Below are 12,667 nucleotides of genomic sequence, written 5' to 3' on the forward strand. Positions count from 1 at the left end.
CCGCCACCGCCCCGCTCTTCAACAATCCCTGCTGCCTCGCGACACGATGTCGCCGGGGCGCCAGCAGGGATATCAGCATGAAGGCCATCCAGGGTTCCGCACAGTCGCCAGCGTCGGCCGGCAAGCTCGCCGCCTGGCAGGAAGCGATCGCCAAGCAGTTGATGCTGACCAACCTGGATGCCGGCATATCGGTCGCCGAAGTGGCCGAGGCCTGTGCCCTGTCACGCAGCCACTTCACCCGCAAGTTCAAGCAAAGCACCCTCCTGTCGCCCCATGGGTGGCTGCGCCAGCAGCGAGTGGACAAGGCGATCGCGTTGCTACGCCATACGCCATTGTCCCTGACGCAGGTCGCCATGGAATGTGGCTTCTTCGACCAGGCGCATTTCTGCCGGGTGTTCGCCCGCAGCCAGGGCATGACGCCGCTGGCCTTCAAACGCCTGCATCAAGGCCCGCCGGTCGACTGCAGCGCCTCGCCTGCTAGCCGCTGCGCCTAGGCCAGCGCCGGCGTGTCCCACTCACCGAGGCTCGCCGCCTCCTGGGCCTTGTGCCGAGCGAAAGCGCGGGTGCCGCCGAGCATGTGGTAGTAGACCACCCCGCCATCACGGCGCAGGCCGATCAGCGACAACGCCACCAGACGCGCCACGGCGGCGCATCGCGCACTGTCACTGATTTTCAGCCCCGCCAGCGCCTGCTGCGCATCGGCCACCGTGAAGTACGCATCGCAGCATGCCAGGCCCTGCAGGCAGCGGCGCTCCTCGGCGCTGAGCAGTTGATAGCTCCACTCCAGCGAGGCCTGCAGGCTGGCATGCCGGGCCGGCGTGCTACGCCGCCCGAGCAGGCTCAGGTAACTGTGGTTGCCCAGTTGGGCCAGGATGCCATCGAGGCCCTGCACGTCGAGCTGGGCAGCGGCCAGCTCGATGGCCAGAGGCAGACCATCGAGCCGCCAGCACAGTTCGGCCACCCGCGGCACATCGCTTTCCAACAGACGAAAGTCCGCCTGACGGGCCCGCGCCCGGCGCACGAACAGCTTTACCGCCGGATAGCGCAGCGCTGCGGCCAAGCGCAGATGGCTGCCGAGCGGTGGCGCCTCCAGGGGCGCCAGCGGCTGCACGTATTCCTCGGCGGTGCGCAACGCCTCGCGGCTGGTGGCCAGGATGTGCAGCCGCGGTGCGGCCTGCAGCAGCGCCTCGCTGAGTGCGGCACAGGCATCGACCAGATGCTCGCAGTTATCCATCAGCACCAGCATGTGCCGGTTGGCCAGGGTCACCTGCAGATGGGCCTGGGCACTCACGCCTTCGGCACCGCGATGCCTATCTCCGAGGCCAGAGTGGCGGCCAGTCGCGCCGGCTCGTCGAGCGTTGCCAGGTCGGCGAAGCGCACGCCATCGGCGAACTGGCCGAGCTGCTGCTGGGCCACGCGCAACGCCACGGTGGTCTTGCCGACCCCGCCGGGGCCGATCAGGGTGATATGCCGGCGCGTTGGCAGGCGGCGGGTCAGCTCGTCGATCAGCCGCTCGCGACCCTCGATGCGCACCGCCCGGCCCGGCAGGGTGGGCAGCTCGCTGGGCGCACGCGGCGCATCGTTCTCGGCCTGGCTGACCAGCTCGACATGGGCGACGAAGCTATATCCGCGCTGGCGCACGTTGGTGATGTAGTCCCGCGATTGCGGACATACACCGAGCACCCGGCGCAGGGCGGAGATGTGTACCCGCAGGTTGATCTCTTCGACGAAGGTTCTCGGCCACACCCGGGCGATGATCGCCTCCTTGCTGACAATCTTGCCGGCGCTTTCCACCAGCACCAGCAGGATGTCCAGGGCGCGGGCGCCGATGGGCAGCGGCCGGTCGCCGTCGAGCAGCAGGCGACGCTGGGGGTGCAGCACGAAGCGGCCGAAACGCAGGGCGGTAGCACTGCCAGTGGGTTCGAGATCATGCATGACCTGTTCAGCATCCCGCCATGCCGGACGTCACCCATCGGGTCTCGGCTGCTCGGCGCTCTGCCGCTCCTGTTCTGATAAGAGAATCATTCTCTACCGTTCGTCGGCCCGGCGACATCGGCACGGGGGGGCGGATTCGGCCATCGCGGTGCGCAACTCGGACAACCGAGCGAGGGCTCTGGCGCGGGCATCGTGGCCCTTCGCCAGGGGGTCAGCCGAACTGGTGGCGGTATTGCACCGGAGTCAGGCCCAGGCACTTGTCGAACAGCTGCCGCATGTGCCGGGTGCTGCCGAAGCCGCTGCGAAAGGCCACCGTCTTCAATGGCAGGTCGGTGCTTTCCAGCAGCGCGCGCGCATGGTCGACTCGTGCGTTGAGCACGAACTCCATGGGCGTCATCTGCAGCTCGCGGGTAAACACGCGGGCGAAGTTGCGCACGCTCATCGCCGCCAGCTCGGCCAATTGCTCCACCGTGAACGGCTCCTGAATGTTCTCCAGCACGTACTGCTGCACGCGATCCAGTGGCGTGGCGCCTTGGCCGGTCGGCGGCAGCAAGGGGCTGAACTGGGCCTGGCCGCCCTGGCGCTTGATCACCACCAGCAGCACCTTGGCGACATCCAGCGCGAGCTTCTTGCCGTGATCGTCGGCGAGGATCGACAGCGCCAGGTCGATGCCGGCCGTCACACCGCCGGAGCTGAGCAGCTTGCCGTCCTTGGTGAACAGCTGATCGCTCTCCAGCTGCGCCTTGGGATAGCGTTTGCCGAGGCGATCCAGATAGTGCCAGTGGGTCGTCACCCGGTGGCCATCGAGCAGCCCCGCCTCGCCGAGAATGAAGGCCCCGGTGCACACCGCGCCATACCGGCGCGAGGCCTGGGCGGCATCACGCAGCCAGCCGTACAGATGCGGGTGCCTGTCGTTGTAAGCGCCGGGCCCGCCAGGCACCAGCAAGGTGTCGTAGGCGACCGGCGCATCGACGGCCAGTTGATCGGCCTGCATGCCGATGCCGTTGGAGGCACGTACGCCGAGGGAATCCGCCCCCAGGGTAAGGATGCGGTAGTGGTCGCTCTCCGGCAGGTAGCGGTTGGCGATCGAGAACACCTCGATGGGCCCTGCCACGTCGAGCATCAGGACGTCGGCGTAGAGCACAATCGCCACGGTTTTGCTGGTCATGCACAATCTCGAGCGCAAGGTAAACAACAGCTACCGTCACGGGGCAGCTGTCAGGTTTGTAAATCCTGGCGTCGATTATCGAGGCATGGCCGCCGGTTAAACAGCCCCTGCGGGGTTGCAACGAAGCGACACTAAGGTGTTGCTGGCGAATAGCCTGCAGGGCTCAGGCGGCCATGAAGCGCAGGATCTGTTCGCGCAGCCAGCGCTCGGCCGGGTCCTGATCCTGGGCGGCGCGCCAGACCATGGTCAACTGCGCCGGCACGATCTCGAACGGCGGCTCTTCCATTACCAGGCCGCCGCCCTGCACCAGCGCTTCGGCGGCGTAGTCGGGAATGGTGGCGATCATGTCGGAGTTGCGCAGCAACGCGCCCAGGCCGTTGAAGTGCGGTACCGCCAGGGCGATCTTGCGGCTGCGTTCCAGGCGCGCCAGGTCCTGGTCGATGTTGCCGCACAGGTCGCCGGACATCGATACCAGGGCGTGGGGCCGCGTGCAGTAGTCGTCCAGAGTCAGCGGCGGCGTGCCGTCGTCGGCGCGGATCACCATGGCGCGGATATCGCGCAGGCTGCGGCACTTGGCATTGGCCGGAAGCTGGGTGGTGTAGCTGATGCCGATGGACACCTCGCCGGTGGCGAGCAGGCCGGGCAGCAGCAGGAAGTTGGCGTTGCGCACCACCAGCACACAGTCGGGCGCCTGCTGACGCAGGTGGGCGAGCAACTGGGGCAGCAGGCCGCACTCGACATCGTCGGACATGCCGATGCGGAACACCGCGGTGCTGTTGCCCGGCTCGAAATCGCGTACTTCGCTGATCGCCTGGGAAATGCCATCCAGGGCAGCCGGCAGGCGGCGGAAGATCTCCAGCGCGCGGGGCGTGGGCTCCATCTCGCGGCCATTGCGTACCAGCAGCGGGTCGTTGAAATAGTCACGCAGACGGGTCAGCGAGGCGCTGATCGCCGGCTGGCCGAGGTAGAGCTTTTCCGCCGTGCGCGTGAGGTTGCGCTCGTGCATCAGGCTTTCGAACACGACCAGCAGTTGCAGGTCGACTTTGCGCAGGTCGTTGCGGTTCACGATGGGCTCCGGGAAATGGCTGCGCCGAAGAAATGGATGGGCAAGCTGACGCTGCCACCTATCGCACGACAGGTGGACGGAAAGGCGCCGTCCACCCTACTCTTGAAACGTGCTGCTTACTTGCCTGCGGTGAGCGCCGAGTAGCTGGTCATCAGGTTGCGGTAATCCGGGATGTGATCCGAGCAGATCTTCGCCAGGCCTTCCACGTCGTTGCGCCAGTCGCGGTGCAGCTCACAGGCTACGGCGAACCAGTTCATCAGTTGAGCGCCAGCGCTGGTCATGCGCTGCCAGGCCGAGTCGCGACTGATCTGGTTGAAGGTGCCCGAGGCATCGGTGACCACGAACACGTCGAAGCCTTCTTCGATGGCCGCCAGTGCCGGGAACGCCACGCAGACCTCAGTCACCACGCCAGCGATGATCAGTTGCCTCTTGCCGGTGGCCTTGATGGCTTTGACGAAATCTTCGTTGTCCCAGGCGTTGATCTGGCCAGGGCGAGCGATGTACGGCGCTTCCGGGAACATCTCTTTCAGCTCGGGGACCAGCGGGCCGTTGGGGCCGGTTTCGAAGCTGGTGGTGAGAATGGTCGGCAGGTTGAAGAACTTGGCGATGTCGGCCAGGGCCAGCACGTTGTTCTTGAACTTGTCCGGGTCGATGTCGCGCACCAGCGACAGCAGGCCGGCCTGGTGATCGACCAGCAGAACGGCAGTGTTGTTTTTGTCCAGGCGGTTATAGGGCTTGTTCATGATGAAACTCCGGTTGGGTTGGGGGAACGGGATCAGGGTGGCGCGGTTCGGGCACGCCAAGCAGATGGCGGATGCGCACGGCCACGCCTGCGCGCTGGTATTGCCGGGCGTTGGCCTCGATGCGTTGCTCGGCTACGGTGATGCGGCCGTGGTGGCGCAGGTGCTCGAGCCAGGAGGCGTCGAAGAAGAACTCCTGCCAGAGCTGCGGGTTTTCGCTGTCTTGCAGCAGGCCCCAGGACAGCGCGCCGTTACGCCGGCGCATGGCACGCACGGCGAGCATCGCGTGGCTGAACGCCTCGGCATGCTCCTGGGGAATGTCGTACTCCAGGGTGACCATCACCGGGCCGCGCTCGCGGTCCAGGTCAGCGCTGAGTACCGGCGCCGGCCAGTGCACCGAAGGCGCCAGGTCCTCGCTGTCGGTGACCGGCAGGCGGAAGCGCCAGGACAACAGCACGCCGAGTACCAGCAGCGCCCCGCCACCGGCCAGGGCCACGCTCAGCGAGTATTCGCTGGCCAGCGACCCCCAGACGATGCCGCCCAGGGCGCTGCAACCAAAGAACACCAGGATGTACACCGCCAGGGCACGGGCCCGCACCCAGCTCGGCACCGAGGTTTGCGCGGCCACCTGCAGGCTCGACAGCACAGCGATCCAGGCGGCGCCGCTGACCAGCATCACCGGAATCAGCAGGGTGAAGTCGCGGATAAAGGCCAGGCCGAACAGCACTGCAGCGTAGGCGACGCTGGCGCCCGCGACGATCAGGTCGCTGCGCAGGCGCTCACGCAACCTGGGCAGGCACATCGCCCCGGCGATGGCACCGGCGCCCACGCAGCCGAGCAGGATGCCGAAGTCCGCCGCCGTGCCGTGCAGCTCGCGGCGCACCAGCAGCGGCAGCAGCGACATGCCGGCACTGGCGCCAACGAAGAACGCGAAGGTGCGCGCCAGCACTGCCTGCAAGGGTTTGGCGCTGCGCGCATAACGCACGCCAAGACGCACCGCCCCGAACAGCCGTTCGGCCGGCAGGATACTCACCGCGGGGGTGCGCTTCCAGGCATACAGGGCGGCGATCACCGCGAAGAACGACACGGCGTTGAGGGCGAAGGTCAGCCAGGGGCCGCTGAGGCTGACCAGCACACCGGCAATGGCCGGGCCGATGGCCCGCGCCACGTTCATGCCCAGGCTGGATAGCGCCACCGCGGCAGGCAGCTCGCCCTTGCCGACCAGCTCGGGCGTCAGTGCCGACCAGGCCGGCATCATCAGCGCGGTGCCGATCCCCATGGCCAGGGTCAGCAGCAGGAGCAGCGGCACGTTCATCAAACCGAGCAGGGTCAGGCCGGCGAGCAGCACCGCCACGGTGGCCATCCACAGTTGCACGGTCAGCAGGTAGCGGCGCTTGTCGACGATATCGGCCAGGGCGCCAGCCGGCAGTGCCAGAAAGAACATCGGCAACGCCGCGGCCACCTGCACCAGTGCCACGGCCAGCGGGCTGGCCGACAGCGAGGTCATCAGCCAGCCGGCACCGACTTCGTGCATCCAGGTGCCGATGTTCGAGGCGATGCTGGCCAGCCATAGCCAGCGGAACACCTGAGTGCGCAGCGGGCTCCAGGGCCCGGCGGTGGTTGCTTGGGTGACGCGGGTCATGGGCTATCCCGTTAAAGAAGTCGGTATCGGTAAAAAACGGGCACAACCGTGCCCGAGACGGCGGAGAGACGCCGAGTTAAAAAATGTGTGTGCTATCTGTGGGAGCTAAGCAGCGCTAGAACGCAAAGCACGAACACCCAAAGGCACCCCAGAAGCCGGCGTAATCGCTCACCGGCACCTTGCTCTGCCGCGCCCGCTCATGGCTGTGGGCGTGCACCGAGCAGGCGCCGATGCACTGGTGCACGGCGGCCTGTAGCGGTGCCGCGGGCTTCCAGTGCCCGGGCACCTTGGCCACCGGCGACCAGTCCGGCAGCACCGGCAGCGGTGGGTTGCCATGCTTGTCGAATTCCTCGGCGCCGTAGACCACCTTGCCGCCCACCACGGTGAGCACCGACTCCAGGTACTTGATGGCTTCCTCGGAGACGCTGAAATAGTCCTGGGAAAGCACCGCCACGTCGGCCAGCTGGCCGACCCTGATCTGGCCCTTCTTGCCTTGCTCGTTGGAGAACCAGGCGCTGCCCTGGGTGAACAGTTGCAGCGCCACGGCGCGGGACAGGCCTTCGGGGTACAGCGCGGTACCGCCCACGGTCTTGCCGCTGACCAGCCAGTACAGCGAGGTCCAGGGGTTGTAGCTGGCCACGCGGGTGGCGTCGGTACCGGCGCCGACCGGCACGCCTTCGGCGAGCATGCGCTTGATCGGCGGCGTGCTTTCGGCAGCCTGCTTGCCGTAGCGGTCGACGAAGTATTCACCCTGGAAGGCCATGCGGTGCTGGATGGCGATACCACCGCCCAGCGCCCTGACCCGCTCGATGTTCTTAGGGGTGATGGTTTCGGCGTGGTCGAAGAACCACGGCAGGCCGTTGAACGGCATGTCGCGGTTGACCTTCTCGAACACGTCGAGCATCCGCGAGATGGATTCGTCGTAGGTGGCATGCAGACGGAACGGCCAGCGATGCTCGACCAGGTGGCGCACCACCGGTTCGAGGTCGGCCTCCATGTTCGGCGGCAGATCCGGACGCGGCTCGAGGAAGTCCTCGAAGTCGGCGGCCGAGAACGCCAGCATCTCGCCGGCGCCATTGTGGCGCAGGTAATCGGTGCCCTGGCCGTAGGTGACGGTCTTGGTCCACTGCTGGAAGTCGGCCAGCTCTTCCTTGGGCTTCTGGGTGAACAGGTTGTAGGCGATGCGCACGGTGAGCTGGTCGTTGTCGGCCAGCTGCTGGATCACCCGGTAGTCGTCCGGGTAATTCTGGTAACCGCCACCGGCGTCGATGGCGCTGGTCAGCCCCAGGCGATTGAGCTCGCGCATGAACTGGCGGGTGGAGTTGACCTGGTACTCGAGGGGCAGCGTCGGCCCTTTCGACAGGGTCGAGTAAAGGATCATCGCGTTGGGGCGGGCGATCAGCATGCCGGTCGGCTCGCCGTTGCTGTCGCGCTGGATCTCGCCACCGGGCGGGTTGGGCGTGTCCTTGGTGTAGCCGACCACGCGCAGGGCGGCGCGGTTGAGCAAGGCGCGGTCATAGAGGTGCAGCAGGAACACCGGGGTATCGGGCGCCGCCTGGTTGATCTCGGCCAGGGTCGGCATGCGTTTTTCGGCGAACTGGAATTCGTTCCAGCCACCGACCACCCGCACCCACTGCGGGGTGGGCGTGCGGTCGGCTTGGTCCTTGAGCATGCGCAGGGCATCGGCCAGGGACGGCACGCCTTCCCAGCGCAGCTCGAGGTTGTAGTTCAGGCCGCCACGGATCAGGTGCAGGTGCGAGTCGTTGAGGCCCGGAATGGCGGTGCGCTTGTTGAGGTCGATGACCTGGGTGGCGGCGCCCTTGGTGGCCATGGCTTCGGCGTCGCTGCCTACTGCAATGAAGCGGCCATCCTTGATCGCCACGGCAGTGGCCTGCGGCCGCTCAGGGTCGACGGTGTGGAATTTGCCGTTGAGCAGGATCAGGTCGGCGTCGTTCATGTTGGCTCCGAATGCATAACCGGCACCGCCGGCGAAAGGTAAGGCAGACCACAGCGCGCCAGCCGCGCCAAGCAGGCCACCGGCGGCAACGACCTGGCGGCGTTTAGGGTCTTGGGGATCATTGCTCATGGCTGGGCGCTCCGGTAATCAGCGGGACACGAAGGCCAGCAGGTCTTCATTGAGACGCTGCTGATGGGTCACGGCGAAGCCATGGGGGGCGCCTTCGTACACCTTCAGCTCGGCACCGGCGATCATTTGCGCAGCAAGCTTGCCGGTGGTTTCGAACGGCACGATGGCGTCGGCATCGCCGTGGATCACCAGGGTCGGCACGTCGACCTTGGCCATGTCGGCGCGGAAATCGGTTTCCGAGAACGCGGTCACGCAATCGACCGTGCCCTTGAGCGAAGCCAGCAGGGCGATGTTGAGGGTCTGGGTGAGCACGCCGTCGGTGATCTTGTGGCCCTTGTCGATGCCATAGAACGGTGCGGCGAAATCACTGATGAACTGCGCGCGATCCTTGAGCAGGCCGTCCTTGATGCCGGCGAATACCGAGGCGTCGACGCCTTCGGGAAAATCCGCGGCCTTGCCGAAGATCGGCGTGACCGCGCCGAGCAATGCCAGCTTGCTGACCCGCGAGGTGCCGTGGCGCCCGATATAGCGGCTGACATCGCCGCCGCCCATGGAAAAACCCACCAGGGTGACGTCATGCAGGTCGAGGTGCTCGATCAGCTGGGCGATGTCATCGGCGAAGGTGTCGTAGTCATAGCCCGTCCACGGCTGGCTGGAGCGGCCGAAACCGCGGCGGTCGAAGGCGATGGTGCGATAGCCGCGGCTGCTCAGGTACTGCATCTGGTATTCCCACATGTCGGCGTCCAGCGGCCAGCCATGGCTGAACAGCACGGGCTTGCCGCTGCCCCAGTCCTTGAAATAGATCTCGGTGCCGTCGCGGGTGGTGAATGTGCTCATGGCGATAACCTCTCGGGTAGGAATGTCAGGGAAATCAGCGGGCGCTCAGCCAGCCGGCACAGCAACGGGTGACCACCGGCATGATCCAGAACACCACCGGCACGACGATGCACAGGGTGATCAGCAGGTTGCTCGGTACCACGCCGCCGAGCGCCGGGTACTGCTGGAACAGCGGCTGCCACAGCAGCGGGATGAGCATGGTCAGCGGGCAGATGACCAGGTAGGTCAGCACCGCCTGCTTCCACTTCGGCGGCTGCGGCGCCTGGGCCTGGGCCTGCTCGGGGGTGAACCAGAATTCGTGGTCGCGGCTGACCTGGATCTGGTCGCCGCCTTCGAGCAACGGCAGCACCTCGTCGATCAGCAGGCGTCGGCGATCGGAAGCGATCCACTCGTCCAGCTGCCAGCCTTCGGCAAAACGCAGCACGGTGGTGAAGGCATCGCCCTGCCCGTCGGCGCGAATCACGTTGACGCCCAGGTGGCCAGGCTGCTGCTCGGCGGCGGCCAGGGCGCGCTTGAGCCAGGCCTCGTAGGCGGGCAGGCAGCCGGGACGCACCTGGTGCTGGATGACCAGGGTCACCACATTGCTCGGCTCGATGGTTGGCATAGCGAAAGGACGTCCCTGGCAGCGAAATCGACCCGCAAGGCCATGGCCTGCGGCGTGACGATCGGCATGCTCGTGGCGGTACCCGACCGTGCCGCTACTATGCCGCTGCGTCGAGCGGCTTTATTGGACGTATGTGCTCAATGGTCGCAGCCGCCTGCAGGGCGACTGGAAGGTGATCGGCTCAGTTGAGCAGCAGCTCGACCAGCAGGAACAGCCCGGCGATGCCGCACAGCAGCACGCCCAGCCAGAAGAACGAGGCACCCCGCTGCACCGGGGTGTCGATCACCGCCCGCTTGGGGAACGCGGGGTCGTAGCGCACCGGCACCGGGTCGCCTTTGCGGTAATGGCGCCAGCTGCTCATGCTGCTCTCGTGCATGTGCAGGTTGCCCTCTGCGTCGCGCCATTCGAAACGCGGGTAACGGCTCGGCGTGCTGAGCCCCCAGTCGCTGGCGATGATCCGCCCTTGCGCGCACAGCCAGTTGCGGCTGACACGACGCCGGGAGAGGCCGATGCCCATGAGCACGGCGCCGACGCAGCCGAACACCAGGGCCAGAAAAAGGGGAACAGGCATGACTCACTCGAATCGGGTACTTGAATAGATAGTGGCGCCTCTCAGCCTGAAGGTTCATGGAAAAAACCTGCCGTTCGGCGGCGTGCGCAGCGGCGTGCGCAGCGGCGCGTGCGGAAGTGTCGCCGGCAACGCGGTACAAAACGCGGTACAAGAAGACCACAGGCCACTTGAGGGGCGAAAATTTAGGTTGAGTTTTTCGCGGCCTGTCCCTGTCCACTCTATGGACACGGATAAAGGAGAGTCACATGAAAACCACGCCTACCCTCAGCATCTTGTTCGGCGCCCTGCTGGTCAGCGGCATGGCCCATGCGGCCGATCCGAAAGAGCAGGAACCCGCCCGTGAGGTCTATCAGGATCAGGTGCTCAAGCAGCAGCCCGATCAGGAAGATCCGGAAGCCAAGGATCCGATGCATATCGGTCACCTCAAGGAAGGTACCCCTGCGCCGCACAAGTACTGGCGCGACGATTATGCGATCAAGGACCTGAAAAAGCACAATCTGCCGGAGCCCGAGGACAAGGAACACGAGCACTGGGTGAAGATCGGTACCGACTACGTGTTGCTGAACAACAACACCGGCACCATCCAGCGCATCATCAAGGGCAAGTAAGCGCTCCGCCACCCTGTACCGACACGTAAATAAAGCTCAACGGCGCCGCGTAAGTGGCTATCATTCACGCAGGTTCCGCCATGCCTCGTGTCGGTTCTTTCCCCCTAGGGATGGATGATGAAAGCTTCAGCAAGCAAACCCAAAAGCCCGCGCAGCGAGTTCGCGCGCAGCGCCCTCGCTGTGGCCGTTGGCGCTGCGCTGGCGTATGGGGCTGCTCAGCTGTTCGCCCGCCTGTACCCGGCGCAGCCACAGGCCGCACCGACCACCCTCAAGGTCGCCCCGGCACCCGCTCTCAAGGTCGCTCCCGTCGAGCCCGTAGCACCCGGCGAAGATCCCTGGTGGCGCGGCGATGCCGAGTTCTGGCAGGAGCAGGCACGCCTGAACAGTGCGGCCGTGGCGCCACAATATCGCGAGTTGCAATTCGCCTGGTCCGAGCGCATGGCCGCACTCGCCAGACAGCGCGCCCAGCAGGATGGCAGCAAGCGCGACCCGGCGACCTTGCAGGCCAAGGACGCGCAAACCACCGAGCTGCATATCCAGCCACGCGTCAAACCATAGTCGCAACCCGGCTCACGCCCTCGTACGTTCATCGCCACCTTCCTCGCGGCAGGGAACGCTTGCCATGGCGCAGGCTCAAAACCCTGCCTCAGCTTCGCGCCTTCATGCCGATGCGAGCATAATGCCGCCCCCAAGCAGCCCGCCCCGATGGACACCGGGCCGCCCTATCGTTGGAGCCTTTGATGGAATTCATTCACCTGGTTATCGATTTCATTCTGCATATCGACCAGCACCTGGCGGCCCTGACCGCCCAATACGGCACCTGGATCTACGCGATCCTGTTCCTGATCGTGTTCTGCGAAACCGGCCTGGTGGTCACCCCGTTCCTGCCGGGCGACTCCTTGCTGTTCGTGGCCGGCGCCATCGCCGTGCACGGCACCATGAACGTGCACCTGCTGGTGCTGCTGCTGATCGCCGCGGCGATCCTCGGCGACGCGCTGAACTACACCATCGGCCGCTTCATGGGCCAGCGGCTGTTCCGCAACCCGGACTCGAAGATCTTTCGCCGTCGGCACCTGGAAATCACCCAGCAGTTCTATGCCCGCCATGGCGGCAAGACCATCATCCTGGCGCGCTTCGTGCCGATCGTGCGCACCTTCGCGCCCTTCGTGGCCGGCATGGGCCACATGAACTACGCCCATTTCGCCGCCTACAACGTGGTCGGCGCGATTCTCTGGGTCACCCTGTTCACCTACGGCGGTTACTTCTTTGGCAACCTGCCGGCGGTGCAGAGCAACCTGCACTACCTGATCGTCGGCATCATCGTGGTGTCGATCCTGCCGGGCGTGATCCAGCTGATCCGCCACAAGATGAACCGCTCGGTACGCGTGCAGACGCCGCTATAACAGGCTG

The 12,667-nt window shown here is 65.8% G+C and carries 14 protein-coding genes; 4 read left to right on the forward strand and 10 right to left on the reverse strand.

All coding sequences use genetic code 11. The annotated features are described in order from the left end of the window. Positions 1–77 precede the first annotated feature (77 nt). Complete coding sequence (locus SA190iCDA_RS21065; protein WP_070887649.1) at positions 78–494, forward strand: helix-turn-helix domain-containing protein; 417 nt, start codon at positions 78–80, stop codon at positions 492–494. On the opposite strand, the gene SA190iCDA_RS21070 is transcribed toward SA190iCDA_RS21065, so the two are convergent. From SA190iCDA_RS21070 to SA190iCDA_RS21115, 10 genes are all read right to left on the reverse strand, one after another. After that, on the reverse strand, positions 491–1,291 hold the full coding sequence (locus SA190iCDA_RS21070; protein WP_083329895.1) for an ATP-binding protein: 801 nt from the start codon (positions 1,289–1,291) through the stop codon (positions 491–493). The two genes, SA190iCDA_RS21065 and SA190iCDA_RS21070, sit on opposite strands and share 4 nt — an antisense overlap. Then, positions 1,288–1,935: a winged helix-turn-helix domain-containing protein gene (locus SA190iCDA_RS21075; RefSeq protein WP_083329896.1), complete on the reverse strand. Its 648-nt coding sequence runs from the start codon at positions 1,933–1,935 to the stop codon at positions 1,288–1,290. The genes SA190iCDA_RS21070 and SA190iCDA_RS21075 overlap by 4 nt, the downstream gene beginning before the upstream one ends. Positions 1,936–2,146: 211 nt before the next feature. After that, a complete protein-coding gene (locus SA190iCDA_RS21080) occupies positions 2,147–3,103 on the reverse strand; it encodes a GlxA family transcriptional regulator (protein ID WP_070887650.1) in 957 nt (318 codons plus the stop codon). Positions 3,104–3,266: 163 nt separating this feature from the next. Further along, a complete protein-coding gene (locus tag SA190iCDA_RS21085; RefSeq protein WP_070887651.1) occupies positions 3,267–4,169 on the reverse strand; it encodes a LysR family transcriptional regulator in 903 nt (300 codons plus the stop codon). Positions 4,170–4,285: 116 nt separating this feature from the next. Then, a complete protein-coding gene (gene ycaC / locus SA190iCDA_RS21090; RefSeq protein ID WP_139159553.1) occupies positions 4,286–4,912 on the reverse strand; it encodes an isochorismate family cysteine hydrolase YcaC in 627 nt (208 codons plus the stop codon). Further along, complete coding sequence (locus tag SA190iCDA_RS21095; protein ID WP_070887652.1) at positions 4,896–6,551, reverse strand: MFS transporter; 1,656 nt, start codon at positions 6,549–6,551, stop codon at positions 4,896–4,898. Before SA190iCDA_RS21095 ends, ycaC begins: the two co-directional genes overlap by 17 nt. Positions 6,552–6,666: 115 nt before the next feature. Further along, positions 6,667–8,508 carry an amidohydrolase gene (locus SA190iCDA_RS21100; protein ID WP_170833985.1) on the reverse strand — a complete coding sequence of 614 codons (1,842 nt, stop codon included), beginning with the start codon at positions 8,506–8,508 and terminating at the stop codon, positions 6,667–6,669. Between the two features lie 147 nt (positions 8,509–8,655). Next, the gene (locus SA190iCDA_RS21105; protein ID WP_070887654.1) at positions 8,656–9,474 is read right to left on the reverse strand and encodes an alpha/beta fold hydrolase; all 819 of its coding nucleotides are present in this window, start codon (positions 9,472–9,474) and stop codon (positions 8,656–8,658) included. 34 nt (positions 9,475–9,508) lie between these two features. Continuing rightward, positions 9,509–10,078 carry an antibiotic biosynthesis monooxygenase gene (locus tag SA190iCDA_RS21110; RefSeq protein ID WP_070887655.1) on the reverse strand — a complete coding sequence of 190 codons (570 nt, stop codon included), beginning with the start codon at positions 10,076–10,078 and terminating at the stop codon, positions 9,509–9,511. Between the two features lie 181 nt (positions 10,079–10,259). Next, on the reverse strand, positions 10,260–10,649 hold the full coding sequence (locus SA190iCDA_RS21115) for a DUF3592 domain-containing protein (protein ID WP_070887656.1): 390 nt from the start codon (positions 10,647–10,649) through the stop codon (positions 10,260–10,262). A 245-nt stretch (positions 10,650–10,894) separates the two neighbouring features. Between SA190iCDA_RS21115 and SA190iCDA_RS21120 the strand changes: the two genes are divergently transcribed. The 3 genes from SA190iCDA_RS21120 to SA190iCDA_RS21130 all read left to right on the forward strand — a co-directional run bounded on the left by SA190iCDA_RS21120 (position 10,895) and on the right by SA190iCDA_RS21130 (position 12,660). Next, positions 10,895–11,257, forward strand: a complete 363-nt coding sequence (locus SA190iCDA_RS21120; RefSeq protein WP_070887657.1) for an RcnB family protein — start codon at positions 10,895–10,897, stop codon at positions 11,255–11,257. A 117-nt stretch (positions 11,258–11,374) separates the two neighbouring features. Further along, positions 11,375–11,815, forward strand: a complete 441-nt coding sequence (locus tag SA190iCDA_RS21125) for a hypothetical protein (RefSeq protein WP_070887658.1) — start codon at positions 11,375–11,377, stop codon at positions 11,813–11,815. A gap of 182 nt (positions 11,816–11,997) precedes the next feature. Continuing rightward, positions 11,998–12,660, forward strand: coding sequence for a DedA family protein (locus tag SA190iCDA_RS21130; protein WP_070887659.1), 663 nt, complete (start codon positions 11,998–12,000; stop codon positions 12,658–12,660). Positions 12,661–12,667: the final 7 nt, after the last annotated feature.

The organism is Pseudomonas argentinensis (genome assembly GCF_001839655.2).
GTDB lineage: Bacteria > Pseudomonadota > Gammaproteobacteria > Pseudomonadales > Pseudomonadaceae > Aquipseudomonas > Aquipseudomonas argentinensis_B.